Here is a 21,812-nt window from a genome sequence, read left to right as displayed (position 1 = left end):
CGGGAGGGGCAGCGTGCTCAGCGCATGGTGAGCACGCCATCCGCCGACATCGACTGCCCCGTCACACAGCTGGACGCCGAGCTGCATAGCCACGGTCCGACGTTGTCGGTCGAGCGGCGCCGGGTGGTGGCTGCCGGCCATTTTGAGACGTTCGACATCGTGGTCTGGTTCGTCGACAATCCGCTTGGGGGTCGGGCTCTAGCGTCACGAGTGCTCCCAACTAGCGAACAATCGAATGGCGCAAGAATGACCTCGTACGCAGAAATATATCTGAAAGATTTTCATCGCCGCCGGGCAGGAGCAACGCGTCGAGCCTATGGTAATCGACCTGCACGATCTGCGCAGGCAGCATACCCGTCCTCCTATCACGCACTGGCGAATCGTGTACCGAATGAAGCAATGTCGCGGACTGTGCTCGATCTGGCATGCGGTGACGGGCCATTGCTGCAAATTCTGAATGACAGGGGGCATGCAGCAACGAAGCTAATTGGCATAGACATGAGCGATGGCGAGTTAAGCGTGGCTCGGGGAATATTGCCGCACGAAATACGATTGCTCAACGAGCGTGCACAAGAAATGTCGCTCGATAGCGGCTCAGTAGACTACGTGCTGTCGCACATGGCTCTCATGTTGATGGACGATATCGAACAAGTTGTTCGAGAGATTCGCCGGGTATTGCGTGACGGCGGCAGCTTTTCCGCTATCGTCGGACGGAGCTTTTTGACTGGCAAGGTCGGCGAAGTCTTTTTGGACATCTTCAAGCCAATCGCGAAGGATCGGCTCACAGGGTTGCGACTCGGTGATGCGCGCACGCGCAGTGAAGCGGGGTGGCAAGAACTACTCAAGCCCGATTTTGTTGATGTGGCTTTTGAAGACATCGAAATCGACTGGACACCTACACCCGAGCAGCTGTGGTTGGACATGCTGGACACCTACGATGCCGACCGGATGTCGGAAGCGGCGCGCGCGCAGTTCAAAAGTGAACTGTTGTCGGCGTTCGCGCCCATGCAAGGCGAAGACGGTACGTTGCAAACTGGGTGGGGCCTGCGTCTTGTTCAGGCCACTGCTGCCTAGATGCTCGCTCGCAGCGTCCTTGTCGAGTATCACGTTCACCAAGTCCATTTGGCGGTCACAAGAGACGCGCTGGACACCCATCCCGCCGCTTTCCACCGAGTTCCCACCACAACTCACCGACCATCTACCGCCGGCGTCGGAACTGCTGCCGCGCCCAAAGTCGCGCCACCGATTTTCGGCAACCACACAAACGCAATCGTAACCAGCGTAACGCCGACGCCAAGCATCGGCACCACCATCGGCCACGCGCCCGACTGATAGTGCGGATCGGTGAAAACCGCCGCCGTCTGTCCCACGCTGAAAGCGAAGAACATCATGATGAAGCCGGACCACGATACCGCGCGGCCGGCAAGATGAGGCAGGCCGCTGACCGCGCCTGCCTGCCCGCATGGCTGATGGATTCCGTGCCCGAGACAATACACGCCGTGCCCGACGAGCAGCGGCCAGATGCTGCCGGGAAGCAGCGCGCACCCCAATGCCTGAATCACCGCGCCTGACAGGCTCAAAGTCGCGCCTTGGCGCACCGTTCGTAGCATGCTTTGACGTCGCAGCAAGTGTCGGCAGCCAACGGTACTGAGAACATAGACGAGCGTTCCGCTCGCCGGTATCCAGCCGTATCGCTGGGGCGAGATGCCGAGCTGCCGGATGTAAATCGTCGGAGAAAGCAGCAGAAAACAGAACATGCCGGTGTACGTCGACGCGGCCAGCAGCGTCCATACCCTGAACGGGGCATTGCCGAATATCTCGCGCACGTCCCCGGTCGAGTTCCGGCCCGGCGCGATTCTGGCGGCGCTTTCCTCGAAGCCGTACCAGCACATGACGAGCAAGCCGAACGCATACAGGCTCATCCCCGCGAGTACCCATCGCCAGCCCGCGTGCTGCGTGACATACGCGCCGAGAATCGGGGCAAGGAACGCCATCATCCCCATTCCCATAAAACCGCGCGCCATCACGTACGGGCCGTCGCCGGCCGAATACCGGTCACGTACCGTCGCACGCGCGCATACCAGGATCGCGGCCATCGCAAAACCCTGTATCGCACGCGCGGCCACCAGCATCGCGGCGCTCGACGCTAGCGCCGCCGCCAATGCACTCAGCGCATAGAGCGCAAGGCCGGTCAGCAAGACGGGACGACGGCCGATGCGGTCGGAAAGACCGCCCATCGGCAATTGTCCGACACCGAATATCAATGCGAAAACCGTGAGACTGACGCTGGCGGAACCCAGCGTCGCGGCGATTTCAGGCAGGGCCGGCAGATAACTGTCGGTCGCCACCGGCTGGGCCGCCAGCAGCAGCGGCAACATGAGCGCGAAGTTCAGGCGAGCGGGGCGCGTGGTGTCCGGCATGACGGTGTTCGGCACGGTATCGGGCGTGGACGGAGGACAGCGGTAATGCGAGATTGCTCGGCGCAGCTCGTTCGTATGGACGCGCCCGCCGAGTCTACCGGATCGCGCCCGCCGACACTGTCGCGATCGATGCCTTGGCGCATCGGGATCGCCTGCATGCCGATCCCCATCGCGTGTTCAGTCGAACGGCACGGCCAGCCGGTCGATCACCGCGCTGGTCGCGGGCCGCACGCCGCGCCACCATGCGAACGCCTCGGCCGCCTGCTCGACCAGCATGCCGACACCATCCGCGATCCCGTGCACGCCGGCGTTTTTAGCGAGCCGGAGAAACGGCGTGAGCCGCTTGCCATAGGCGAGTTCGTAGGCGGTGCCCGTCGGACTGAACACGCTCGGCGGGACAGGCGGCAGATCGCCGGTCAAACTGGCCGACGTCGCGTTGACCACCAGATCGAAACGTCCCATCCGCGCGAGGTCCGCGTAGCTGCCGGCAACGAGCGGGCCGCGTCCGGCGACCTGCGCGGCCAGCGCGCGCGCCTTGTCGACGTCGCGATTCGCGATCACGAGTTCCGCCGGGCCGGCTTCGAGGAACGGCAACAGCGCACCGCGTGCCGCGCCGCCCGCACCGAGCACCAGCACACGCTTGCCGGCCATCGGCAGATTGAGGTTCGCCTCGATATCGCGAACCAGTCCGATGCCGTCGAAGTTGTCCGCCAGGATGCGGCCGCCGTCGAACTTGAGCGCGTTGGCCGCGCCCGCGAGCTGCGCCCGCTCACTGCGTTCGTCCGACATCGCGAATGCGTCGAGCTTGAACGGCGCGGTGACGTTGATGCCCTTGCCGCCGCCGTCGAAAAACGCCCGCACCGCGGCAGCAAAAGCGCCTGCCGGCTCGAGCGGGCCCTCGATCGCCGTATAGCGGAGGTCCTGCTGCGTCTCTTGCGCGAAAAGGCCGTGAATCAGCGGGGATTTGGTGTGTCCGATCGGATTGCCGATCACCGCGTATTGGTCGGTCATCATTGGCTCACTTTTGAATAGAGGACGCCGTCGGCCTGCATCGCGTCGATTTCGGCCGCATCGAACCCGAGGGACCGCGCGACTTCCGCGTTGTGCTGGCCGAGATCGGGCGCGACCTCGCGAATCGTCGTATCGCAATCGGAAAACCGGAACGGCAGGTTGGGCAGGCGCAGCGTCCCGTAGCGCGGATGCTGCTGCTCGACGACCATGCCTCTGGCCTGGATCTGCGGATCGTTCAACACCTCGTCGATGCGCTGCACCTTCGCGCACGGAACGTCGATGCCGTCCAGCAGGTCCAGTACCGACGCGACGGAACGCGCCGCCACCCACGGCTCGACCACCGACAGGATCTCCGCGCGATGCGCATTGCGCCCGGTGCTGTCGTGAAACCGGGTGTCCGCGCCGAAGCCAGCCGGGCCGCCGTGTGCTTCGATCAGTTGTGCAAAGCGCTTCCATGCGTCGTCGACTTGCGCGGCGATCACGAGATCGCCGTCGGCGGCACGGAACACGCCATAGAGTGTCGAGGTCGGCATGTCGTGACCGGTCTGCTCGGGCAGCACGCCCTTCAGCGTGTAGCACTGCACCGCATATTCGTGCATCGACACCAGCGTGTCGTACAGCGCCATGTCGACGTGTTGCCCGCGACCGCTCTTCACGCGCCCCAGCAGCGCGGCGTTGATCGCCGCAACCGCATGAATGCCGGTGTACATGTCGCCGAGCGAAACGCGCAGCAGCGGCGGACGCTCGCCGGGCGTGCCGACCATCTGCATGATCCCGCTCTTCGCTTCGGCGATCAGCCCGAAACCCGCGCGATGCGCATCGGGACCGGTGTGACCGTACGCGGAAATCGAGCAGTAGACGAGGCCCGGATTGCGCGCCGACAGTTCTTCATAGCCGAGCCCGAGCTTGTCCAGCGCGCCCGGCCGATAGTTCTCGATGAAGACGTCGGCGGAGTCGCACAGCCGCTGCATGAACGCCTTGCCGCGCGCGTCCTTCATGTTGACGCTCACGCCACGCTTGCCCATGTTGAGCTGCAGGAAGTAGCCGCTTTGCTGGTCGTCGAGCACGGTCGCGTGCTGGCGTCCGGCGTCGCCGGCGCCCGGGCGCTCGACCTTGATCACTTCGGCACCGAGCGCCGCGAGACAGCGCCCGACATACGGGCCGGCGAGGAAATGGCTGTAGTCGACGACGCGAATGCCTTCGAGGGGACGTGCCTGCATCACAGTGCCTCCGGACGGCGCGGCACCATCAGGCGATGTTCGCCGCGTTGAACGACCTGCCCGTCCTGATTGATCAGCTCCGACGGCAGCACGACGATGCCCCAGTCCGGGCGGCTCTTGCTGGCCCGCATCGAACCGACGCGGAACGTCACGTGCAGCACGTCGCCGACCTTGATCGGCAGCAGGAAATCCCAGGTCCAGCCGAGCGACATGCCCGGCAGGAAGCGATAGTCGCTCTGGGTCTTCAGGCCGTCGGCAACGGACAGGCCGAACAGCCCGTGCGCGACGAGGCAGCCGAAATGGCTGGCGTTCGCGTATTCCTCGTCCACGTGAACGGGCGTATGGTCGCCGGTGAGGTCGGCATACGCGAGAATGCGTTCCTTGGTCACGAGGTAGGTCGGGCTCGTGCACGTGTCGCCCTCGCGGGCATCGTCCCAGTATTTCTCGACGATCGTCATGGTCATGCCTCCGCGCGCGGGTTGATCGCCAGCGCCTGCGCGACGCACGAAGCCGGCCTGGCCTGAATCAGTTCGACGGCAAGCCCGTCGGGCAGGCGAATCCAGTTGCGCCCCTGCGGCATCTCCGTCACGTCGAATCGCCGCGCGGCGGCCAGCGCGGCCTCCAGGTCCTCGCACATCACGCCGAGATGGGCGAGCCGGCCTTCCGGGCCGTCATGTTCCGGCGCGTGGATGAACTGCATGCCGCCGAGCGTCCAGTACTGTCGCGGTGCGTCGAGCGGGCCGTCCACTTCGCGCAGCGTCATGCCGAGCACGTCCTCGAAGAAACGGATGTGCCAGTGGATGTCCTTCACCCAGATCGCGACGTGTTCGAGATAGGCTTTCGTGGCGCTCATGCCGTGGCCTCCTCACGTTGGCGATCGGCCATCGCGCGCTCCAGCCCCTTGATGCAGGCGACGAGCGTGGCATTGACCGGGGTCGGCACGCCATGGCGCTGCCCGGCACGCACGACCGAACCGTTGATGAAGTCGATCTCGGTGATCGAGCCTTTCTCCAGGCTTTGCAGCATCGAGGTCTTGAAGGCGGCGGGCAGCCCCTCGGCGGCGAGCGTCCAGGCCTGTTCGGGATCGGTCATCGACAGCTTGACGCCGGCTGCCTGCGCCGCCGCGATTGCTTCGGCGACCGCCGCGAGCGACGTCGCCTTCAGCAGCGGCTCGTCGTAGAGCTGTCCGTAGGTGAGGCCAGTGAGGCCGGTCAGCGCGCCCGTCGCGACATTCACCAGCAGCTTGTCCCACATCGTACCGACGATGTTGTCGCTGATCGTCGTCGCGAGGCCGGCGGTATCGAACGCGGCGGCGATTGCCTGCACGCGCGGCGTGATGCGGCCGTCGAGCTCGCCGATGTAGGTGCTCTTGCCGATCACGCCGGATTCGATATGACCCGGCCCGCGCAGCACGCCGCCGACGTAGGTCTTGCCCGCGAGGACGCGCTCGCGGCCGACGGCGTCGCTCAGGATGTCCTCGTGGCCGAGGCCGTTCTGCAGCGACAGCACGACGGTATCAGGCCCGACCAGCGACAGGGCGCCGCGGATCGCGGCGTCGGTGTGGAACGACTTGACCAGCACCACGACCACGTCGGCCGTGCCGACTTCGGCCGCCTGCGTCGTCGCGTGCACGCGTACCTGCCGGGTGCCGCGGGCGTCGTCGACCCGCAGGCCGTCGCGACGCATCGCATCGACGTGTGCGGGCGAGCGGTCGATCAACCAGGTCTCGTGACCGCCTTCGGTGAGGGTGGCGCCGATCGCACAACCCAGTGCGCCGGCTCCCAGAATCGCGATTTTCAATGGTGTCTCCTTGACGTATGGCCTCACGATAGGAGCCGCCGCTCATGCCGACAATGCAATGAGTACAATGGCGTCATTGCCCTGGACAATAATGCGACGATGCCCGCCGATCTGCCGGACCTGAAGCTGCTTCAGCTATTCGATCTCCTGTACGACGTGCGCAGCGTCACGCGCGTCGCCGAGCAGCTCGGCCAGAGCCAGCCGACCGTCAGCATCTGGCTCGGGCATTTGCGGGAACACCTGCACGATCCGCTGTTCATCCGCACGCCCGGCGGCATGGCGCCGACACCGCAAGCCGACGCGCTGATCGGGCCATGCCGGGAAATTCTCGAATCGCTGCGGCGCTTCACTGCGTGGGAGATCGCGTTCGATCCCGCGACCGCCCAGCGACGCTTTCGCATCTGCATGACCGACGCGAGTCACGTCACGCTGCTGCCGCGGCTGCTGGCCCATGTCCGGGCGCAGGCGCCGGGCGTCCGGCTGGAAGCCGCACGGATCGACGGCAATACGGAGCGGGCGCTCGAATCCGGCGAAGCCGATCTCGCGATCGGCTACGTGCCGTGGCTGGGCGGCGGCATTTATCAGCAGAAGCTGTATGACCAGGACTGGATTTGTCTGGTGAATCGGCATCACCCGAGGATTCGCGGTCGGCTCGGGGCCAGGCAGTATCGTTCGGAAGGGCACGTCGCCATTACGGCGGGAACGGGGGCGCAACTCCTCGAACAGGCGCTGCGGCAGGCGCGCATCGAGCGAGACGTGGTGCTGGAATTGCCGGGCTTTCTGGGGCTGGGGGCGATCGTTCAGACGACCGACCTGATCACGACGCTACCCCGTCATATCGGCGAGACGCTGGCTCAGGCCGGCGATCTGGCGGTTCACGCATGTCCGATCCCGGTCGAAGGCTTTGCGGTGCGGCAGCATTGGCATGCGCGCTATCACCACGAGGCCGGCAACCGGTGGTTGCGCGGCGTCGTGATTCGACTGTTCGGTGCTTCGCATTGACCTGCGGTTTGGGTGTTTGCGATGGCGGCCGGAGGTTTCGTGGTTTTCGTGCGTTTCCGCGTCGGCTATGCCCGCAAGTCGATCATCGATAGACGATCTGCGCGGCGAGGTCATGCTTGATCGATCTGGCCATGCTTCGGAACTCGGGGTACTCGTGCGGCTGCTTGCCGGTTTCCACGCGTTCACGTTGCCCGGCTACCGCTGCGCAGTTCGAGCAAACGTAGTCGAGAGAATTCGCGGCACGTCGTGCGTTCGCGGATACCGAACCGGTGCGGCATCACGGCAATGGGCAATTTCCCCGTGATGTGCGCAAGGCACGACGCATGACGAGAACATTGGGCCGGATCACCCCTCGGAAACGCCCCATCCCTGGCTGCTGACATCTGCCAGCGCGTCGAACACGGCCGGCGAGCGTTCCAGGCGCGCGACCGTGCGGGCGCCTTCGAGCGCGGCGACTAATGCGGTCGCGGCCGAGGATGCGCGCGCGGAAGCGAACCCGCACCCCCTGAAATGCGCCGCAATCACCTCGGTCGAATCGGCAAACCCTCGCGCCACCCGCTGGGTCAGCTCGGCGTCGAGCGCGGGCAGTTCGTTTGCCAGGTTTTGCATGAGACACCCGTACTGAAAATCGGTAGCGACCATTTCGGCCGCAAACGTGCTGAAGATCTGGCGAACAAAATTCAGCGCATGACCGGTCGTATCAGCCGAGATGTTCTGCAAGACCGCAATTCGATGGGTGACGTAGTTGTCGATTGCTTCCTCGGCGAGTTGGGCCTTGCCGCGAGGAAAGTGAAAGTAGAACGACCCTTTGGGCGCGCCGCTTTCCTCGAGGATCTGGGTCAGTCCGGTCGCCGTGTAGCCCTGGATGCGAAACAGCCGTTCGGCCGTGGCAATCGCGCGAGCGCGAGCGTCAGTCTTGCGTGTCATGCCGGGAAATTATCACGTTCCGCTTGACCGGTCTATGGCGATCGCCATACTATGGCGATCACCATATTTCGGAGTTCGACGATGCCCGTCGACAAGAGCAAGCCATCGGCGCCGCGACGAACGGTTCTGGCGATAGGCGCGGCCGGTCTGGTTGCTGCCTTGCTTCGTCCTGCCCGCGCAACCCCGACAGGAGAGAGTGATTTGGCCACGCCGACATACGGTGCAGGAACGCTTCCGAAAGGAGTGCGCTCGCGCATGATCCATGGGGTGAACGGCCTCGATGTTCACATTCTCGAAGCCGGTCATGAAAGCGCCGGCCGGCCGCTCGCGTTGCTTTTGCACGGTTTTCCGGATCTGGCCTACGGCTGGCGGCATCTCATGCCCATCCTGGCCGACGCGGGATACCACGTCGTGGCGCCCGACCAGCGCGGTTATGGACGCACGACCGGTTGGGCGAACGACTATGACGCTCCGCTCGGACCCTTCAGCCTCCTGAATATGACGCGCGACGCCCTCGGACTGGTATTGGCGTTGGGGTATCGGCATACGTCGATGCTGGTCGGGCACGACCTCGGCTCGCCCGTGGCGGCGTATTGCGCGCTGGCGCGGCCGGACGTCTTTCCATCAGTGGTGCTGATGAGTGCGCCGTTCCCTGGTCCGCCGGCGCTTCCGTTCGACACGGCGCAAAGCGAGCCATCGTCGGCTCAACCGAACAGCGAAGGTCGAAAGTTGGCGGCGGCGCTTGCCGCGCTCGATCCGCCGAGAGCGTATTACCAGCAATACCTGTGCACACGGAACGCCAACCGGGACATGTGGCACCCGCCCCAAGGTCTATCAGCGTTTCTGCGTGCATTTTTCCACGTGAAGAGCGCCGACTGGCCGGGCAACAAGCCGCATCCGCTGAAGGCGCTCACGGCCTCTGAACTGGCGCAAATGCCCACGTACTACGTGATGGATCTCGGCAAGACGATGCCCGAGACCGTCGCGCCATTCCAGCCGTCCGCCGCCGAAATCCTTGCCTGCAAATGGCTTACCGACGCGGAATTGGGCGTGTACACGGCGGAGTATGGTCGGACCGGGTTTCAAGGCGCGCTTCAGGCTTATCGTGTCTTGTCCGATCCCGACCTGAATGCTGAGTTGCGTCTGTTTTCGGGCAAGATGATCGACGTCCCGTCGCTCTTCATTGGCGGCAAGCGCGATTGGGGCACCTATTCGGCGCCGGGCGCGCTCGATCTGATGAGAACGAAGGCGACGACGAGCATGCGCGGCATCGAGCTGATCGACGGCGCAGGTCACTGGATCCAGCAGGAGCAACCGGGCAAACTCGGCGAGCTGCTGCTCGCCTTCGCGAAGGCGTGAAGCGGGGCGGTGTGGGTCCAGTCGTGACGACAGCCTCCGGCTTCGCTGCCCGCGGTCGGGGACTCACGTCTGCGATGCGGAAGGGCGTCTCGATGTCGGCGCGTCGAGCTGGATGTCACACAGTTACAAGATAGTCGTTGACGCGGCCATCGCCTGCCGTTAGTGTATGCACCGAAGTCCAAGAAGTCCGATTGCTGTTCATCAATTGCTGCTCCTCCTCAGCGGTATTCGTTGTCCTCTCCCTCCTTGACGCTTCACGCGCTCTTCATCAGAGCAACTCTTCGTATTTTTTTCTCAAGGAATCTTCATGGATACCGGTATCGTCAAGTGGTTCAACGACAGCAAAGGCTTTGGCTTCATTACTCCGGACAAGGGCGGTGACGACCTGTTCGCTCACTTCTCCGAAATTCGTGCCGACGGCTTCAAGACGCTGGCTGAAAATCAAAAAGTGAGCTTCGAAACGAAGCAAGGCCCGAAGGGTCTGCAAGCGGCGAACATCAAGCCGCTGTAAAGTTTGAAGGGCCCGGCCTCCCACGACGGACGCCGGGTCGCAGCGACATCCCAACGGAGCTTCGCCTCCCCAAGTTGGCGCGATCGCCTTGAGCTGTATCGAGTGATTCAGCTTGCCGAGCGTCACACGTCTCGTTGCACTTCATTCCCCTCCGGCCGCAACGCCTATTTTCGCTTTCCGACTGCGTCAGATTCAGTCCGCAATGGCTTTGAATCGGTGTATCCGTGCGCATTTCGCACGGCACGCGCGCACTCGAACATCATTAAAATTAAAATGCACAACAAACGAATTCAACAATACAACGGCTATGCCGTCCAACCCTCGGCGCATCGCTTGCCCGACGGTAGTTTTTCATCCAACCTCCTGCTCGAACGCGCCGATAGCACGCACGACGAAGGCCGCTATCAGTTCTATTCGCTCGATTACTTCACGAGCGAGGCACAGGCGCTCGCGCATTCGGCACGCTGGGCACGCAACTGGGTCGATTCGCGCGGCTAACGGCCACGCCCTGCAGGCGGCGGAGGCGGCGCGATCCGATTCGAGCACCGTCGCTTCGGCGCCATTCCGTCGCAGGCCGGTGCAGACGAACGACCACGGTGGGTGAAGGCGGAAACGCGCATCGGGTCGAAATCGCGAGGTGTCGATGAAATACGACGCCTTTCGCGACCGGCGGCAGTCGCCTCACGTCCGACAGGCCGTTTCGGCGCCGAACCGGTCGACCACGAATTCAGTAAAGCTGCGAAGCTTCGGTGATTGCCGCCTCTCTTGAAGATAAAGCAGGTTCATCGTCCGTTCAGGGCCGGCGAAGCCCGGCATGATCTCGATGAGGCGCTTCTCGCGAATGTCGTCGCGTATCAAGATGGAAGGAAGCATCGCGATACCCAGCCCTCTCAACGCCGCCCGGCGCAACGCGTCCGCATTGTCAATTTTCAGTCTGCCGTCCACGGACAGGCTCATCGGCCCATCCGGGCCTTCCAGCGTCCATTGGGTTTGCGCCGCGTGCCATTCCGCTCGGGGCGGATACGCATAGGTCAGGCAATGATGCTCGCCTAGCGCGTGCGGCGTAGCCGGTGCGCCATGTTCGTGAACGTAAGCGGGCGATGCACACAGCACCAGCCGGTATGGCGCCAGCGGACGCGCCACCACATCCGGGTTGGCGAGCGTGCCGATGCGAATGGCCGCCTCGAAGCCTTCGTCGAACAGATCGGCGAGCGAATCGGTTGCGACGATATCGAGCCTGATCTCGGGGTAGCGCCGGTAATAGTCCGCGAGCGCGGGAATCAGGCACTCGTTCGTAAACACGACAGGCGCGGTCACGCGCAAACGCCCTCGTGGCTGCTTGAGGTGAGCGAGCGCAAGCTGTTCCGTGTCGTCGACCAGACCGAGGATTTCGACGCATCGCTCGTAGTAAGCGTGGCCGAACGCGCTGACTTTCTGCTTGCGGGTCGTGCGGTGAACGAGCACCGCGCCCAGCCGGCTTTCCAGCGCCTGAAGGTAGTTGCCGACCATGGTCGGCGACAGATCGGCCGCCTGCGCGGCCGCCGTCAGGCTACCCGTTTCCACGATACGGACGAATACGGCCATCGCCTTGAGGAGGTCCATTGCGCAATCGTACTGGATTCTGTTTCAAGATGATGCGCGTTTATCGGCCACCGGTTTGGAAATACAGTGCGATAGACGAGCGAAAGGAGAGCAGATATGCCGTATGAACTCACGACGTTGTCGTGTCCGCTTCTGGACCAGGACAGGGTGTCCCGCCATGCGCATCGCTGGGTATCGGATGCCGGCGCGCAAGGGCGGCTGCTTGGCGCATGGCGCACGGAAATCGGTGAGCTATCGCGGATTGTCGTGCTGCGTGGCTTCGAGACGATGGATGAATTGCAGCATGAACGCGATCGGGCATTGCGCGCCGCGCGACCTTTCGGCATTGAAAGCGCGTCCGTTCGATTGGCCATGGAAAGCCATGCACTTTTTCCTTTTCTACCCGACATCGAACCGGGTGCATTCGGCGGCTTTTACGAGATTCGTCGTTACTGGCTGAAAGCCGGCGGTATTGCGCCGACCATGGCCGCGTGGGAACGTGCGGTGGGCCCGGCCAAGGCCTATACGTCGCATCTCGTCTGCAACATGTACGCGCTCGATGGACCGCCGCGCATCACGCACATCTGGGGATTCTCAAGTCTGGAAGAACGCATGGCGTTGAGAAAGCGGCACTACGCCGAGGGTCTGTGGCCGCCGGCAGGCGGGCCGGAACAGATCGAAAGGGCGACGTCGACGATTGGCTTGCCGGAGACGTGGTCGCCATTGCGTTGAATGCGCCGTTCGCGCCGGATGTCACGTATTTTCCGCTCGGGTGATCGGGGCTTGTGTCAACAGGACCTAGCCGCGCGTGATCGACCTGGCAAACTCGATGAACTGCTCGACGCAGCTCGACGAGAACGGTTCGGACCACGTAACGACCAATTCGAGAACGTGCGGCCTCGCCAGCGGCACGTAAGCGACGCCCGAGCGTTGCAACGTCGACGTGAAGCCGGGCACGATGGCGACGCCGCGTTCCGCGGCCACCAGCGACACCAGCGTCGTGATCTGCGATGCGGTCGGCCCTGTCCGCGGCGTAACGCCCTCTTGCGCGCACAGATCCTCGAGCGCGGCGTTCAGCGCGGAACCGTAACCCGCGGGAAACGTGACGAAGTTCTCCTTGACCAGTTCACGGAACTCGATCGTCGCCTTGTCCGCGTATTTGCTCCGGGCGGGAACCGCGGCGACGAGCGACTCCCGCGACACGACGAGGGACCGGATGCGCTCCCCGGGTGCCTTCGCCGCTGACCAGCCGAATCCGACGTCCATCGTGCCGTCGGCGATCTGCTGGCGCTGAGTGGCGGTCGATACTTCCCGAAACGCCAGCTCGACTTCCGGCATGCTGCGGCTCGCATTGCGGATGATGTCCGAAAACGCGTCGGACATCGGAATGGAACTCGCATAGCCGATCACGACGCGACCGACCACACCTTGCGCCATCTTGCGCGCCGTTGCCTCCGCCTCGTCGACTGCATGAATGACGCTCCTCGCGTGTTCGAGGAACAGCGCGCCTGCCGGCGTGAGCTGCACCGCACGTGTCGATCGTTCGAACAGCCGGATACCGAGGTCGGCTTCCAGCGCGGCGATATGGCGCGTCAACGGCGGCTGGGCGATACGCAAACGCAACGCCGCGCGTCCGAAGTGCAATTCTTCGGCGACGGTCACGAAATAGCGGAGGCGGCGTAGGTCGAGCATTCTTGTCGTTTCGGTATCAATGGCCACGAAATCAGTATTGGCACGCGTGTCGTCCACTCGTCAGACTGTCACCCACATCAGAGAGGGCGTCACCAGTGGGCAACAGAACCATCCGATTCGCATTTTTCCTGTGCGGCTTCGCGGCTTTTCTCAATCTCTATTCGACGCAGGGCATCCTGCACGAACTCGCCGCGGCCTTCAACGTGAGCGCGGAACGAGCAGGCCAGGGCATCAGCGCCACCACGTTGGCGGTTGCCATTATCGCGCCGTTCGTCGGTGCGCTGGCTGCCCGCTTCGATCGCCGAACGGTGATTTCGTGGGCTGCCGTGGCGTGTGCGCTTCCCGTCGTGTGGTCGGCACACGCGGCGAGCTTCTCATCGTTCCTCGCCGCCCGCTTTGCGGCGGGCATGCTGATGCCGTTCATCTTCGCGATCTCGATCGCCTGCATCGGCGAGATCTTCAGCCACGACGCGGCGACGGAGGTCAGCGCACTCTTCGTCGCCGGCACGACACTCGGCGGCTTCGCCGGACGCTTCGTGACCAACGTGCTGACGTCCGGGTTCGGCTGGCGTCACGCGCTCGATTTCATCGCGGTCCTGTGTCTCGCAACGGGCCTCGCGATCCACGCGTGCCTGCCGTCGTCCGGCGCCGCGCGTCCGGAAGGCGAGGGAGCGTCGACACCGCGCTGGACGCTCCTGACGCGCGGCCCGCTGCTGGCCTCGTTTCTGGTCGGCGCATGCGTGCTCGCCTCGCAGGTCGCGACGTTCACCTTCGTCGGACTGCGGCTGGCCCGCGCGCCATTTGGCTTCAATACGGTCGAGATCGGCGCGATCTATGCGGTGTTTCTCGTCGCGGTCGTCGTCACGCCGCTCGCGGGCCGCGTCGCGGCGAAACTCGGCCCGCGCGATCTCGCGCTCGCGGCGACCGGGCTCGCGATGGTCGGTGCATTGCTGACCTTGTCGGGCAGTGTCGTCGCGATCCTGACCGGTCTCGCGCTCAGTTCAACCGCGGTGTTCGTCGAGCAGGCGTCGGCCAATGCGTTCATCTCGCGCGCGGCACCGGGTGCAAGATCGACGGCGATTGGCGTCTACCTGTCCTTCTATTACTTTGGCGGCAGTCTCGGCTCGGTCCTGCCCGTTCCCGCATGGAATCGGTGGGGCTGGGTGGGCTGCGTCGCATTCGTCGTCGTAGCGCAGGCGATCGCAGGCGCGCTCGTGTTTTTCTTCTGGCGCGGGACGCCTCCCGCCGGCGCAAGCAAACCACGCTCACCTGAAGTCAGGCTGACTCGGTAGTCGACTTCGATTCACGGCGCTCAGCCGCCGCTCCTGCGCCGTTCGCCGCACCGTGTGCTGCCGGCAACGCCACCCGCACATAAAGAAATGCGCGCCGTTCTCGATCGGGCAGCACTTGCGGCCCGTAGCTGATCCTGACCGCGCCATCGTCGATCTCCCCGCCCCGCGCGAAACGCCACGCGCCGGGATCGCTGTCGAGCAGGAATTCGGCGCGCGCATACGCATGCGGCTCGAACAGCTCGGGGATCGTCACCGTCCTTCCGTCGAGCTTGTCGAGCAACGCTTCGACCACGTTGAAGCCGTAGCCGTCGCGCACGATGTCGCAGATGAAGCTGCCCGCGATGCGCGGATTCAGTTCGATCACGTGCGGCACGCCGTCATGCACGATGCAGTCGAGATGCACGGGCCCCCACGTGAGCCCGGCGGCGGCCGTCGCACGCGTGCCGACGTCGATCAGCGCGCGCAGCGTGTCAGCGTCGAGATCGAGTTCCGACGTATACCCGCGCTCGAGAAAACCGGCACCATGCCGCTTCAGCTTGCGCAGCGCGCCGACGTAGCGGCCGTCGAAATACTCGACACAATATTCGCTGCCCGTCAGGAATTCCTCGATGACGACGCGTTCGGTGGCAAGCGCGGGTGCGTCGGCTTGCGCGGCGGCGGCGAGCGTGTCGAGCTGCGCGCGCACGGCGGCGATGTCCTCGCAGCGGCGCACGCCGTCGCTCGCGGAACCTTCCGACGGCTTGACGACGACCGGGAAGCGCAACGGGGCAGCCGCCGCCGCGAGCGCCGCCGGCGCGGCCAGCGTACCCGCGACGAACTGCGCGGCCGGGATGCCGTGCTCGGCGAGCAGCGCTTTCTGGTTCGACTTCGACACCGCGTACGCGACATGCCGCGCATCGGGACCGGGCAACCCGAGCGCATCGGCGACCCATGCCGCGGTGCGCGCATAGGTATCGTGCGCGGTCGTCACGCGCAGCGTGTCGAGCTCGTCCGGAAAGTGCGCGCGCAGCCAGCCGGCGAGCTGGCCGGCGTCTGGCGCGAGGTTGACCGTCTCGACGCCGTCGGGAAACACGCCGTCGAGACGATGCCCGGGCGCGGTGATGACGGTCACGGCCACCTGGCGTGCGAGGGCGGCGCGCACCAGCGCGATGCTGCTGCCGGTGGCGCGTGCGCCGATCACGATGAGTCGCTTCATGAGGAATCCTTGATCGAGGGCGGAAGAGGGAAGCCGGCTAGCGTGCGCGCCTGCGCAGGCGCTGCGCCTCGAGGCGCGGCAGCAGATGCTGGACGACGCGCGGCAGCGTATAGATCGGCAACTGCGCGCACGCGAACACGAGCGCCATGGTCGGCGTCGCGGCCAGTCCGAGCGCGGCCCACATCAGCCCGACGTTGCGATTGGCGACGATCAGCGCGACGTTCAGGCGCGTGCGGACGTCGCCGGGCGTGAGCCCGTACGCGACGATCTGAAAACCCGCGTTGACGGCGAACGCGAGGGCGATCGCGGTCAACGCGCGGTGCGGGGCGTCGACGATCGACTGCTGCATGCCGGCCATCGTGCCGAGCGCGAATATGAGCAGCGCGACGACGACGATGGCGTCGATCGGTGTCGCATGGCGCGCGAGCCGTGCGCCCGCAAAGCGCCGCACGAGCAGCGCGACGCCCTCGGCGCTGCCGATCAGCAGCGCGAGCCGCAGCGCGAGGCTCGACGGCGAGATCGACACCGCCGCGTCGTGGCTGAACCAGGCGGTCAGCAGCGGCGCGGTCAGCGGCACGAACACCATCGACGCGAGGGTCGCGACGAGCGCGACACTGGCGTCGAGCGACAGCATCCGCGCGATCGTCGACGTGCCGCTCGACGGCGGCGCGCAGTAGGCGATCACCAGTGCCACGACCCAGTCGTACGGCAGGCCGGCGAGCCGCGCGGCGATGCCGAGCGCGACCGGGCACGCGATCATCGTCATCGCGGGCAGCAGCAGCGACACCGCGGGCCGTCGCGCGACCGCGCGCACGGCGCTCGGTTCGACGCGCAGCAGCGTGCCGAGCACGAACACGAACACGGTAACGGGCATCAGCGGCCGCGCGAGCGCCGCGAGTGGCGGCACCAGCAGCCCGAGGCCGACGCCGCACGCGAGCACGGTCGGACCGCGCCGCACCAGCGCGGCGATCAGTGCACGCACGGACGAACCTCGGGCGGGCGGCGAACGGACGTAAAGCCGGAGCAGGCAGCAGATGGCATGCGGATTCCTCGGAACATGCCCTAGGCTAATCCGGATGATGGGCGAAGTAAAATGATATAAACTGAATCAGTAACAAGAGAAATCGATATGAACATCCCTCTGCTCGAAACTTTCCGGGCCGTCGTGCAGGAAGGCAGCGCGTTGCGTGCGGCCGAACGGCTCGGCTGCACGCAATCGAACGTCACCGCGCGGCTGCGTCAGCTCGAGGAGTCGCTGGACGCGCCGCTGTTCGACCGGCACGGCAAGCGGCTGGTGCTGAACGATGCCGGGCGCCGGCTGATTCCGTATTGCGATCGCATCCTGCGCCTCGTCGACGAGGCGACGCAGGTGGTGCGCGAAACGCCGGTTGCCCGCAGCTTCCGGCTCGGTTCGATGGAAAGCACGGCCGCCACGCGGCTGCCGGCGCTGGCCGCCGCGCTGAAGGAACGCGATCCGGCGCTCGGCCTCGCGGTGCAGATCGGCAGCGAGCCGGATCTGGCCGACGCGCTGCTGCGCGGCCGGATCGACGCGGCGCTGACCGCACGGGCGGTGGTCCGGCCCGGGTTGCGTTACGAGCCCGCGTTCGCGGAAGACATGGTGCTGGTGAGCGCGGCGACCGTCACGCGCCGGCAACTGCTGGCCGACAACACGGTGCGCTTGCTCGCGTTTCACGATGGCTGCCCGTATCGCGCGGTCGCGGAGCACTGGCTGAAGGCGCGCGGCATCGCGATCGAATCGGTGTCGTCGTTCGGCACGTTCGGCGCGATCCTCGGCTGCGTGGCGGCCGGGATGGGCGTCGCGATCCTGCCGAAGCGGATCACGACCGAACATGTGGCGCGCAAGGAAGTGCGCACGCATGCGTTCGACGATCTCGACAGCGTGACCACCTACCTCGTCACGCCCGACGAAGCGCCTGCCTTGCCCGAGCTCGACGCGTTGCGCGCGGTGCTCGGCCGGCAGGCGGGGGCGCTGCTCGCGCGCTGATACACGCCCTAGGCCGGCGCAACCGCGCCTTCGTCCGCGAAGAAATCGGCCTCGATCTCGCGAATCCGCCGGCAATCCTCGAGCAGCCGCTCGAAGGTCGGGCTGTACAGGCCGACCGTGCCGAGCGCGGTCTGCAGGTCGGTGGTCACGCGCAGCGTGTCGCCGACCTTGATCCACTGCTTGAGCCCGACGAACGACGGCAGCGCCTGGATCGCCTGCCACGTGAAATCCTGCCGCAGCACGCCGTTGCGCGACGACAGCAGCAGCACGTGCCCGCAGTACCCGCGAAAATCCGTCGGCGCGGTGACGTCGCCGAACAGCCGCTCCGGATGCAGCACCGCTTCGACGGCGGCCGACACGTGATTCTCGCCGCTGACCGCACTCGTCAGCCGCGGATCGAGGCTGCCGTGCAGCCGGGCGTTCAGCTCGACGATCGTCGGGCCGTCGGCCGTATCGAACAGCTCCAGGTGGGTCGGCCCGAAACGCACGTCGAGCGCGTCGAGCACGTCGGCCGCGTAGTCGAGCAGCGGGGCGTAGCGCGGGTCGGCGTGGTTCAGCACCAGCATCTTGTCGAGCCGCGGCGCGTGCGTGCGGTCGCGATGCACTTCCCACAGGCTGATCACGCGGTGCCGGCCTTCGAACGATACCGAGTCGACGATGTATTCCTGCCCCTCGGAATAGCTCTGGATCACGATGTCGTCGTTCGGCTGGTTGTACAGCGAACGGGTGGCCAGCACGTCGCGCGCGGCGGCCTCGACCTGCGCGAGCGTCCGGCAGATCTTCACGCCGGCCACGCCCGCGCTGCGCGCCGGCTTCACGACGAGCGGCAGCGTGCCGTGCGCGCGTGCCCAATCGAGCGCCTCATCGACCGACGTGCTGTGAAAGTGCGCCGGCGCGCGCAGCCCGGCCTGGCGAATGCGTTCGTTCATCGCGAACTTGTCGCGCCGCGCGGCGGAGGTCGCGAGCGGGTTGCGTGACGGCACGTCGAGTCGCTCGGCCAGCGTGTCGGCCAGCTCCAGCGCCGCATCGAGGCCGTGCAGCACGGCGCCGATCCGCAGATCGCTCAGTTGCGCGAGTGTCGCGTCGATGTCGCCGCGATGCTGGACCTGGCGGATGTAGTCGGATGGCACGAACTGGTTCCGGTAGATTTCCGGCAGATCGGGGTCGCTGATCACATGCGCGCAACGAATGCCGTATGCACGAAACGCGGGGGCCAGGTAGGCGGCGGTCGACGCGCCGTCGACGATCAGGACGGTATCGATGAAGCGATGCTGCATGGATTCCTCGCTCGGATGGGGATCGGTTGAAGGAGGTCGGGCGACGGCGCGCTCAGGCCCGCGTGCCGGTAGCGGATGCGTCGCGGGGCCAGCGTACCGCCAGCACGACACAGATCGCGACGAGCACGGCCGCGATGACAAACGCACGTGCCGCACCGGCCACGATTGCCGCGCCCTGGCCGGCGACCAGCGCGCCGAGTGCCGCGACGCCGATCGCGGCGCCCACCTGGCGCGCGGTATTGAGGATCGCGGACGCGGTGCCCGAGCGGCCGGCCTCGACGCTGCCGAGCATCGTCGACGTCAGCGCGGGAATCGCGATGCCGCCGCCGATCGCCATCGCCGCGAGCCCGGGCGCCAGCAGCACGTACGGCGTGTGCGGGGCGAGCGTCTGCCACAGCCACGCGTAGCCGGCGAGCGAGACGGCGAGGCCGATGATGACGGTCGCGCGGAAGCCGTAGCGGACCGCGAGCCGCGCGCTTGCGACGTTGGCGAGCATGATGATCGTGAGCGGCGCGAGCGCGAGCCCTGATTCGGTCGCCGTGAAGCCGCGCGCGTTCTGGAAATAGACGCTGAGCGAGAAGATCAGCCCGTAGAACGCCGCATTCGTGACCGCGCCGATTGCCAGCACGCCCGGCACGCGCGGGAGCCGGAACAACGCGAGCTGCAGCATCGGCGCGGCCACGCGCCGTTCGATCGCGACGAACAACGCGCCGAGTACGGCCGACGCGATCAGCGCGCCGGCCGCATACGGATCACCCAATCCATGCGCGCCGGCCCGGATGATCCCGCCCGTCAGCAGCCCGAGCACGAGCACCGCGACGAACTGGCCGGCCGGATCGAACAGCCGCGTGCGCGCGGCGGCCGAATCCCGCACGCGGCGCAGCGTGAGCCACAGCCCGAGCGCGCAGATCGGCAGGTTGATGAAGAAGATCGCGCGCCAGCCGAGCGAATCGATCAGCAGGCCGCCGAGCGTCGGCCCGGCCGCGCTGATTGCGCCGCCCGTCGCGCTCCACCACGCGACGGCTCGCACGCGGGCGGCGGCATCGTTGGCGCAGGCATGCGTGATGAGCGCGAGCGACGTGGGCAGGATCATCGCGGCGCCGACGCCCTGCGCGACCCGCGCGGCGACCAGCGTGACCAGCGACGGCGCGAGCGCGCAACCGAACGACGCGAGCAGGAACAGCGCAAGGCCGTACGCGAACAGGCGGCGGCTGCCGAAGCGGTCGGCCAGCGTGCCGGAGGTCAGCAGCAGTGCGGCGAACGACAGCGTGTACGCATCGACGATCCACTGCAGCCCGTGGATGCTCGATCCGAACGCGTGGCCGAGGCTCGGAATCGCGACGTTGACGACGGTCACGTCGAGCTGGACGATCGCGAAGCCGAGGCTCGCGGCCGCGACGGTCGGGAAGATCGCGCGCAGCGACGTGCGGCGCGAATCAGCGGTGGTGGTCGGCACGCGGTCGACGCGGTCGAGCGTCGGGGCACGGTCGCTCATCGCGGCTCCCGGGGCGTGCGGCAGGTATGCGGCGGCAGGCGGTATCGATTCATCGGGCAGGTTTCCGTATGGCGGATGAAGGAAGCCGGCTGCCCGTCGGGCGCTGGCCGCATTGTCGAATCCGACAGAAAACTAGCATCGACCCGTTGGCGAATACAAATAATAAGCAGCGATTTTTTAACAAGTATTCGTGTTAAGGGATGACGCCAGGGACGTGAACCGGTTCCGTGCGCATTGCTGAACTTATATCGATAATTTTTGTTTGCAATCGAATTAATATCATTTCGTAATGCAATGACGGTCTCCTAGTCTTGTCGAGCGCTTCGCCCCGAGGACGGCGGAGCGCGGCGGTGTGCCACGCCGCTCTTCGAACCAGATCTTTATACGAGAGACCTATGACCTATCTCGCAGATGCACGCATCGCTTTGACGGCAGCGGAATCCGCTCACATTCGCCAGACGCTCGGCGCGCTGGCCTACGACCCGGCCGGCGGCGCAGGCTATATCAGCGCAGTCCGAAAGCTGGCCTACAACGCGTTTCCCGACCGGATCGTCGACGCATTCGATCGCGCCAAGGCGCCGACCGCGGACGCGCATGGCTCGATCGAGATCGACAACCTGCCGATCGACGACGACGTGAAGGGCAGCCCGCGGTTCGAGGAAACCGGCCGCTCGTTCAAGGCCGGCGTGCTGAGCGAGAACGTGCTGGTCGCGTTGAGCACGCTGGCCGGCGAACCGTACTCGATCGCACACGAGGGCCGCGAGCTGGTGAACAACCTGACGCCGCACAAGGCGACCGCGCGCGACTACACGGGCCTCGGCTCGGAGGTCGAGCTCGACTTTCATATCGAGAACGCCGCGCAGGCGCACATGCCGGAAGGCGACACGTCGCCGTTCGCGCTGCTGCTGCTCGGCGTGCGCAGCGAGGCCGGCGGCGGCCCGTACACACGGCTCGCCGATGCGCGCCGTGCGCTGCAACTGCTGTCGCCGGACGATATCGCGCAACTCTACGGCGAGCACTACATC

General features: G+C 65.6%; 22 protein-coding genes. 8 read left to right on the top strand and 14 right to left on the bottom strand.

The genetic code is table 11. The features are described 5' to 3' along the window. The first annotated feature begins 24 nt into the window (after positions 1-24). Positions 25-1,074, top strand: coding sequence for a class I SAM-dependent methyltransferase (locus H3O04_RS03940; protein WP_237666167.1), 1,050 nt, complete (start codon positions 25-27; stop codon positions 1,072-1,074). Positions 1,075-1,187: 113 nt separating this feature from the next. Here H3O04_RS03940 and H3O04_RS03935 read toward each other — a convergent pair whose 3' ends face one another. The 6 genes from H3O04_RS03935 to H3O04_RS03910 all read right to left on the bottom strand — a co-directional run bounded on the left by H3O04_RS03935 (position 1,188) and on the right by H3O04_RS03910 (position 6,451). After that, positions 1,188-2,420 carry an MFS transporter gene (locus H3O04_RS03935; protein ID WP_202587179.1) on the bottom strand — a complete coding sequence of 411 codons (1,233 nt, stop codon included), beginning with the start codon at positions 2,418-2,420 and terminating at the stop codon, positions 1,188-1,190. 177 nt (positions 2,421-2,597) lie between these two features. Continuing rightward, positions 2,598-3,431, bottom strand: coding sequence for a shikimate dehydrogenase (gene aroE / locus H3O04_RS03930; RefSeq protein WP_043886748.1), 834 nt, complete (start codon positions 3,429-3,431; stop codon positions 2,598-2,600). Next, positions 3,431-4,651, bottom strand: a complete 1,221-nt coding sequence (locus H3O04_RS03925; RefSeq protein WP_202587178.1) for a CaiB/BaiF CoA transferase family protein — start codon at positions 4,649-4,651, stop codon at positions 3,431-3,433. Before H3O04_RS03925 ends, aroE begins: the two co-directional genes overlap by 1 nt. Then, positions 4,651-5,109 (bottom strand): MaoC family dehydratase, encoded by a 459-nt coding sequence (locus H3O04_RS03920; RefSeq protein ID WP_023475095.1) that lies wholly within the window; start codon positions 5,107-5,109, stop codon positions 4,651-4,653. The genes H3O04_RS03925 and H3O04_RS03920 overlap by 1 nt, the downstream gene beginning before the upstream one ends. A 2-nt stretch (positions 5,110-5,111) precedes the next feature. Continuing rightward, positions 5,112-5,504 carry a VOC family protein gene (locus H3O04_RS03915; RefSeq protein ID WP_023475094.1) on the bottom strand — a complete coding sequence of 131 codons (393 nt, stop codon included), beginning with the start codon at positions 5,502-5,504 and terminating at the stop codon, positions 5,112-5,114. Next, positions 5,501-6,451: a ketopantoate reductase family protein gene (locus tag H3O04_RS03910; RefSeq protein ID WP_124478028.1), complete on the bottom strand. Its 951-nt coding sequence runs from the start codon at positions 6,449-6,451 to the stop codon at positions 5,501-5,503. Before H3O04_RS03910 ends, H3O04_RS03915 begins: the two co-directional genes overlap by 4 nt. Before the next feature lie 81 nt (positions 6,452-6,532). On the opposite strand from H3O04_RS03910, the gene H3O04_RS03905 reads away from it, so the two are divergent. Next, positions 6,533-7,453, top strand: a complete 921-nt coding sequence (locus H3O04_RS03905) for a LysR family transcriptional regulator (protein ID WP_023475092.1) — start codon at positions 6,533-6,535, stop codon at positions 7,451-7,453. 345 nt (positions 7,454-7,798) lie between these two features. Here the strand turns inward: H3O04_RS03905 and H3O04_RS03900 are convergent, their stop codons facing one another. After that, a complete protein-coding gene (locus H3O04_RS03900; protein WP_105798128.1) occupies positions 7,799-8,380 on the bottom strand; it encodes a TetR/AcrR family transcriptional regulator in 582 nt (193 codons plus the stop codon). A gap of 255 nt (positions 8,381-8,635) precedes the next feature. Here H3O04_RS03900 and H3O04_RS03895 point away from each other — a divergent pair, with 255 nt between their 5' ends. The 3 genes from H3O04_RS03895 to H3O04_RS03885 all read left to right on the top strand — a co-directional run bounded on the left by H3O04_RS03895 (position 8,636) and on the right by H3O04_RS03885 (position 10,748). After that, entirely contained in the window at positions 8,636-9,739 is a 1,104-nt protein-coding gene (locus tag H3O04_RS03895; RefSeq protein ID WP_202587200.1) for an alpha/beta fold hydrolase, read from the top strand. A gap of 307 nt (positions 9,740-10,046) precedes the next feature. After that, positions 10,047-10,250 (top strand): cold-shock protein, encoded by a 204-nt coding sequence (locus H3O04_RS03890; protein ID WP_011549079.1) that lies wholly within the window; start codon positions 10,047-10,049, stop codon positions 10,248-10,250. A 273-nt stretch (positions 10,251-10,523) separates the two neighbouring features. Then, a complete protein-coding gene (locus H3O04_RS03885; RefSeq protein ID WP_011549078.1) occupies positions 10,524-10,748 on the top strand; it encodes a hypothetical protein in 225 nt (74 codons plus the stop codon). Positions 10,749-10,931: 183 nt separating this feature from the next. Here H3O04_RS03885 and H3O04_RS03880 read toward each other — a convergent pair whose 3' ends face one another. Further along, positions 10,932-11,852 carry a LysR family transcriptional regulator gene (locus H3O04_RS03880; protein ID WP_202587177.1) on the bottom strand — a complete coding sequence of 307 codons (921 nt, stop codon included), beginning with the start codon at positions 11,850-11,852 and terminating at the stop codon, positions 10,932-10,934. A 96-nt stretch (positions 11,853-11,948) separates the two neighbouring features. Here H3O04_RS03880 and H3O04_RS03875 point away from each other — a divergent pair, with 96 nt between their 5' ends. Next, the gene (locus H3O04_RS03875; RefSeq protein ID WP_202587176.1) at positions 11,949-12,563 is read left to right on the top strand and encodes an NIPSNAP family protein; all 615 of its coding nucleotides are present in this window, start codon (positions 11,949-11,951) and stop codon (positions 12,561-12,563) included. A 66-nt stretch (positions 12,564-12,629) separates the two neighbouring features. Here H3O04_RS03875 and H3O04_RS03870 read toward each other — a convergent pair whose 3' ends face one another. Beyond that, a complete protein-coding gene (locus H3O04_RS03870) occupies positions 12,630-13,523 on the bottom strand; it encodes a LysR substrate-binding domain-containing protein (protein ID WP_077217491.1) in 894 nt (297 codons plus the stop codon). A 95-nt stretch (positions 13,524-13,618) separates the two neighbouring features. Here H3O04_RS03870 and H3O04_RS03865 point away from each other — a divergent pair, with 95 nt between their 5' ends. After that, on the top strand, positions 13,619-14,815 hold the full coding sequence (locus H3O04_RS03865) for an MFS transporter (protein ID WP_202587175.1): 1,197 nt from the start codon (positions 13,619-13,621) through the stop codon (positions 14,813-14,815). On the opposite strand, the gene H3O04_RS03860 is transcribed toward H3O04_RS03865, so the two are convergent. Together H3O04_RS03860 and H3O04_RS03855 are read right to left on the bottom strand one after the other, a co-directional pair. After that, the gene (locus tag H3O04_RS03860; protein WP_202587174.1) at positions 14,799-16,010 is read right to left on the bottom strand and encodes an ATP-grasp domain-containing protein; all 1,212 of its coding nucleotides are present in this window, start codon (positions 16,008-16,010) and stop codon (positions 14,799-14,801) included. The genes H3O04_RS03865 and H3O04_RS03860 overlap by 17 nt on opposite strands. Before the next feature lie 37 nt (positions 16,011-16,047). After that, a complete protein-coding gene (locus H3O04_RS03855; protein WP_175833196.1) occupies positions 16,048-16,992 on the bottom strand; it encodes a hypothetical protein in 945 nt (314 codons plus the stop codon). Positions 16,993-17,139: 147 nt separating this feature from the next. Here H3O04_RS03855 and H3O04_RS03850 point away from each other — a divergent pair, with 147 nt between their 5' ends. After that, a complete protein-coding gene (locus H3O04_RS03850) occupies positions 17,140-18,015 on the top strand; it encodes a LysR family transcriptional regulator (RefSeq protein ID WP_202587173.1) in 876 nt (291 codons plus the stop codon). A gap of 8 nt (positions 18,016-18,023) precedes the next feature. On the opposite strand, the gene H3O04_RS03845 is transcribed toward H3O04_RS03850, so the two are convergent. The 3 genes from H3O04_RS03845 to H3O04_RS36000 all read right to left on the bottom strand — a co-directional run bounded on the left by H3O04_RS03845 (position 18,024) and on the right by H3O04_RS36000 (position 21,806). Further along, on the bottom strand, positions 18,024-19,292 hold the full coding sequence (locus H3O04_RS03845) for an ATP-grasp domain-containing protein (protein ID WP_202587172.1): 1,269 nt from the start codon (positions 19,290-19,292) through the stop codon (positions 18,024-18,026). A 52-nt stretch (positions 19,293-19,344) separates the two neighbouring features. Further along, the gene (locus tag H3O04_RS03840) at positions 19,345-20,787 is read right to left on the bottom strand and encodes an MFS transporter (protein WP_202587171.1); all 1,443 of its coding nucleotides are present in this window, start codon (positions 20,785-20,787) and stop codon (positions 19,345-19,347) included. Between the two features lie 380 nt (positions 20,788-21,167). Continuing rightward, complete coding sequence (locus H3O04_RS36000) at positions 21,168-21,806, bottom strand: hypothetical protein (RefSeq protein ID WP_237666166.1); 639 nt, start codon at positions 21,804-21,806, stop codon at positions 21,168-21,170. Between the last annotated feature and the right edge of the window lie 6 nt (positions 21,807-21,812).

Origin of the sequence: Burkholderia sp. KCJ3K979 (assembly GCF_016759955.1) — a bacterium.
Lineage (GTDB): Bacteria > Pseudomonadota > Gammaproteobacteria > Burkholderiales > Burkholderiaceae > Burkholderia > Burkholderia orbicola.
This window is presented reverse-complemented; position numbering and strand designations above follow the sequence as displayed.

What these genes read in the sequence shown, in the direction of transcription:
- H3O04_RS03940 (WP_237666167.1), top strand. Translation starts at nt 25, where the DNA reads ATGGTGAGCACGCCATCCGCCGACATCGACTGCCCCGTCACACAGCTG.
- H3O04_RS03935 (WP_202587179.1), bottom strand. Translation starts at nt 2,420, where the DNA reads ATGCCGGACACCACGCGCCCCGCTCGCCTGAACTTCGCGCTCATGTTG.
- aroE (WP_043886748.1), bottom strand. Translation starts at nt 3,431, where the DNA reads ATGACCGACCAATACGCGGTGATCGGCAATCCGATCGGACACACCAAA.
- H3O04_RS03925 (WP_202587178.1), bottom strand. Translation starts at nt 4,651, where the DNA reads ATGCAGGCACGTCCCCTCGAAGGCATTCGCGTCGTCGACTACAGCCAT.
- H3O04_RS03920 (WP_023475095.1), bottom strand. Translation starts at nt 5,109, where the DNA reads ATGACGATCGTCGAGAAATACTGGGACGATGCCCGCGAGGGCGACACG.
- H3O04_RS03915 (WP_023475094.1), bottom strand. Translation starts at nt 5,504, where the DNA reads ATGAGCGCCACGAAAGCCTATCTCGAACACGTCGCGATCTGGGTGAAG.
- H3O04_RS03900 (WP_105798128.1), bottom strand. Translation starts at nt 8,380, where the DNA reads ATGACACGCAAGACTGACGCTCGCGCTCGCGCGATTGCCACGGCCGAA.
- H3O04_RS03895 (WP_202587200.1), top strand. Translation starts at nt 8,636, where the DNA reads ATGATCCATGGGGTGAACGGCCTCGATGTTCACATTCTCGAAGCCGGT.
- H3O04_RS03890 (WP_011549079.1), top strand. Translation starts at nt 10,047, where the DNA reads ATGGATACCGGTATCGTCAAGTGGTTCAACGACAGCAAAGGCTTTGGC.
- H3O04_RS03885 (WP_011549078.1), top strand. Translation starts at nt 10,524, where the DNA reads ATGCACAACAAACGAATTCAACAATACAACGGCTATGCCGTCCAACCC.
- H3O04_RS03880 (WP_202587177.1), bottom strand. Translation starts at nt 11,852, where the DNA reads ATGGACCTCCTCAAGGCGATGGCCGTATTCGTCCGTATCGTGGAAACG.
- H3O04_RS03875 (WP_202587176.1), top strand. Translation starts at nt 11,949, where the DNA reads ATGCCGTATGAACTCACGACGTTGTCGTGTCCGCTTCTGGACCAGGAC.
- H3O04_RS03870 (WP_077217491.1), bottom strand. Translation starts at nt 13,523, where the DNA reads ATGCTCGACCTACGCCGCCTCCGCTATTTCGTGACCGTCGCCGAAGAA.
- H3O04_RS03860 (WP_202587174.1), bottom strand. Translation starts at nt 16,010, where the DNA reads ATGAAGCGACTCATCGTGATCGGCGCACGCGCCACCGGCAGCAGCATC.
- H3O04_RS03850 (WP_202587173.1), top strand. Translation starts at nt 17,140, where the DNA reads ATGAACATCCCTCTGCTCGAAACTTTCCGGGCCGTCGTGCAGGAAGGC.
- H3O04_RS03845 (WP_202587172.1), bottom strand. Translation starts at nt 19,292, where the DNA reads ATGCAGCATCGCTTCATCGATACCGTCCTGATCGTCGACGGCGCGTCG.
- H3O04_RS03840 (WP_202587171.1), bottom strand. Translation starts at nt 20,787, where the DNA reads ATGAGCGACCGTGCCCCGACGCTCGACCGCGTCGACCGCGTGCCGACC.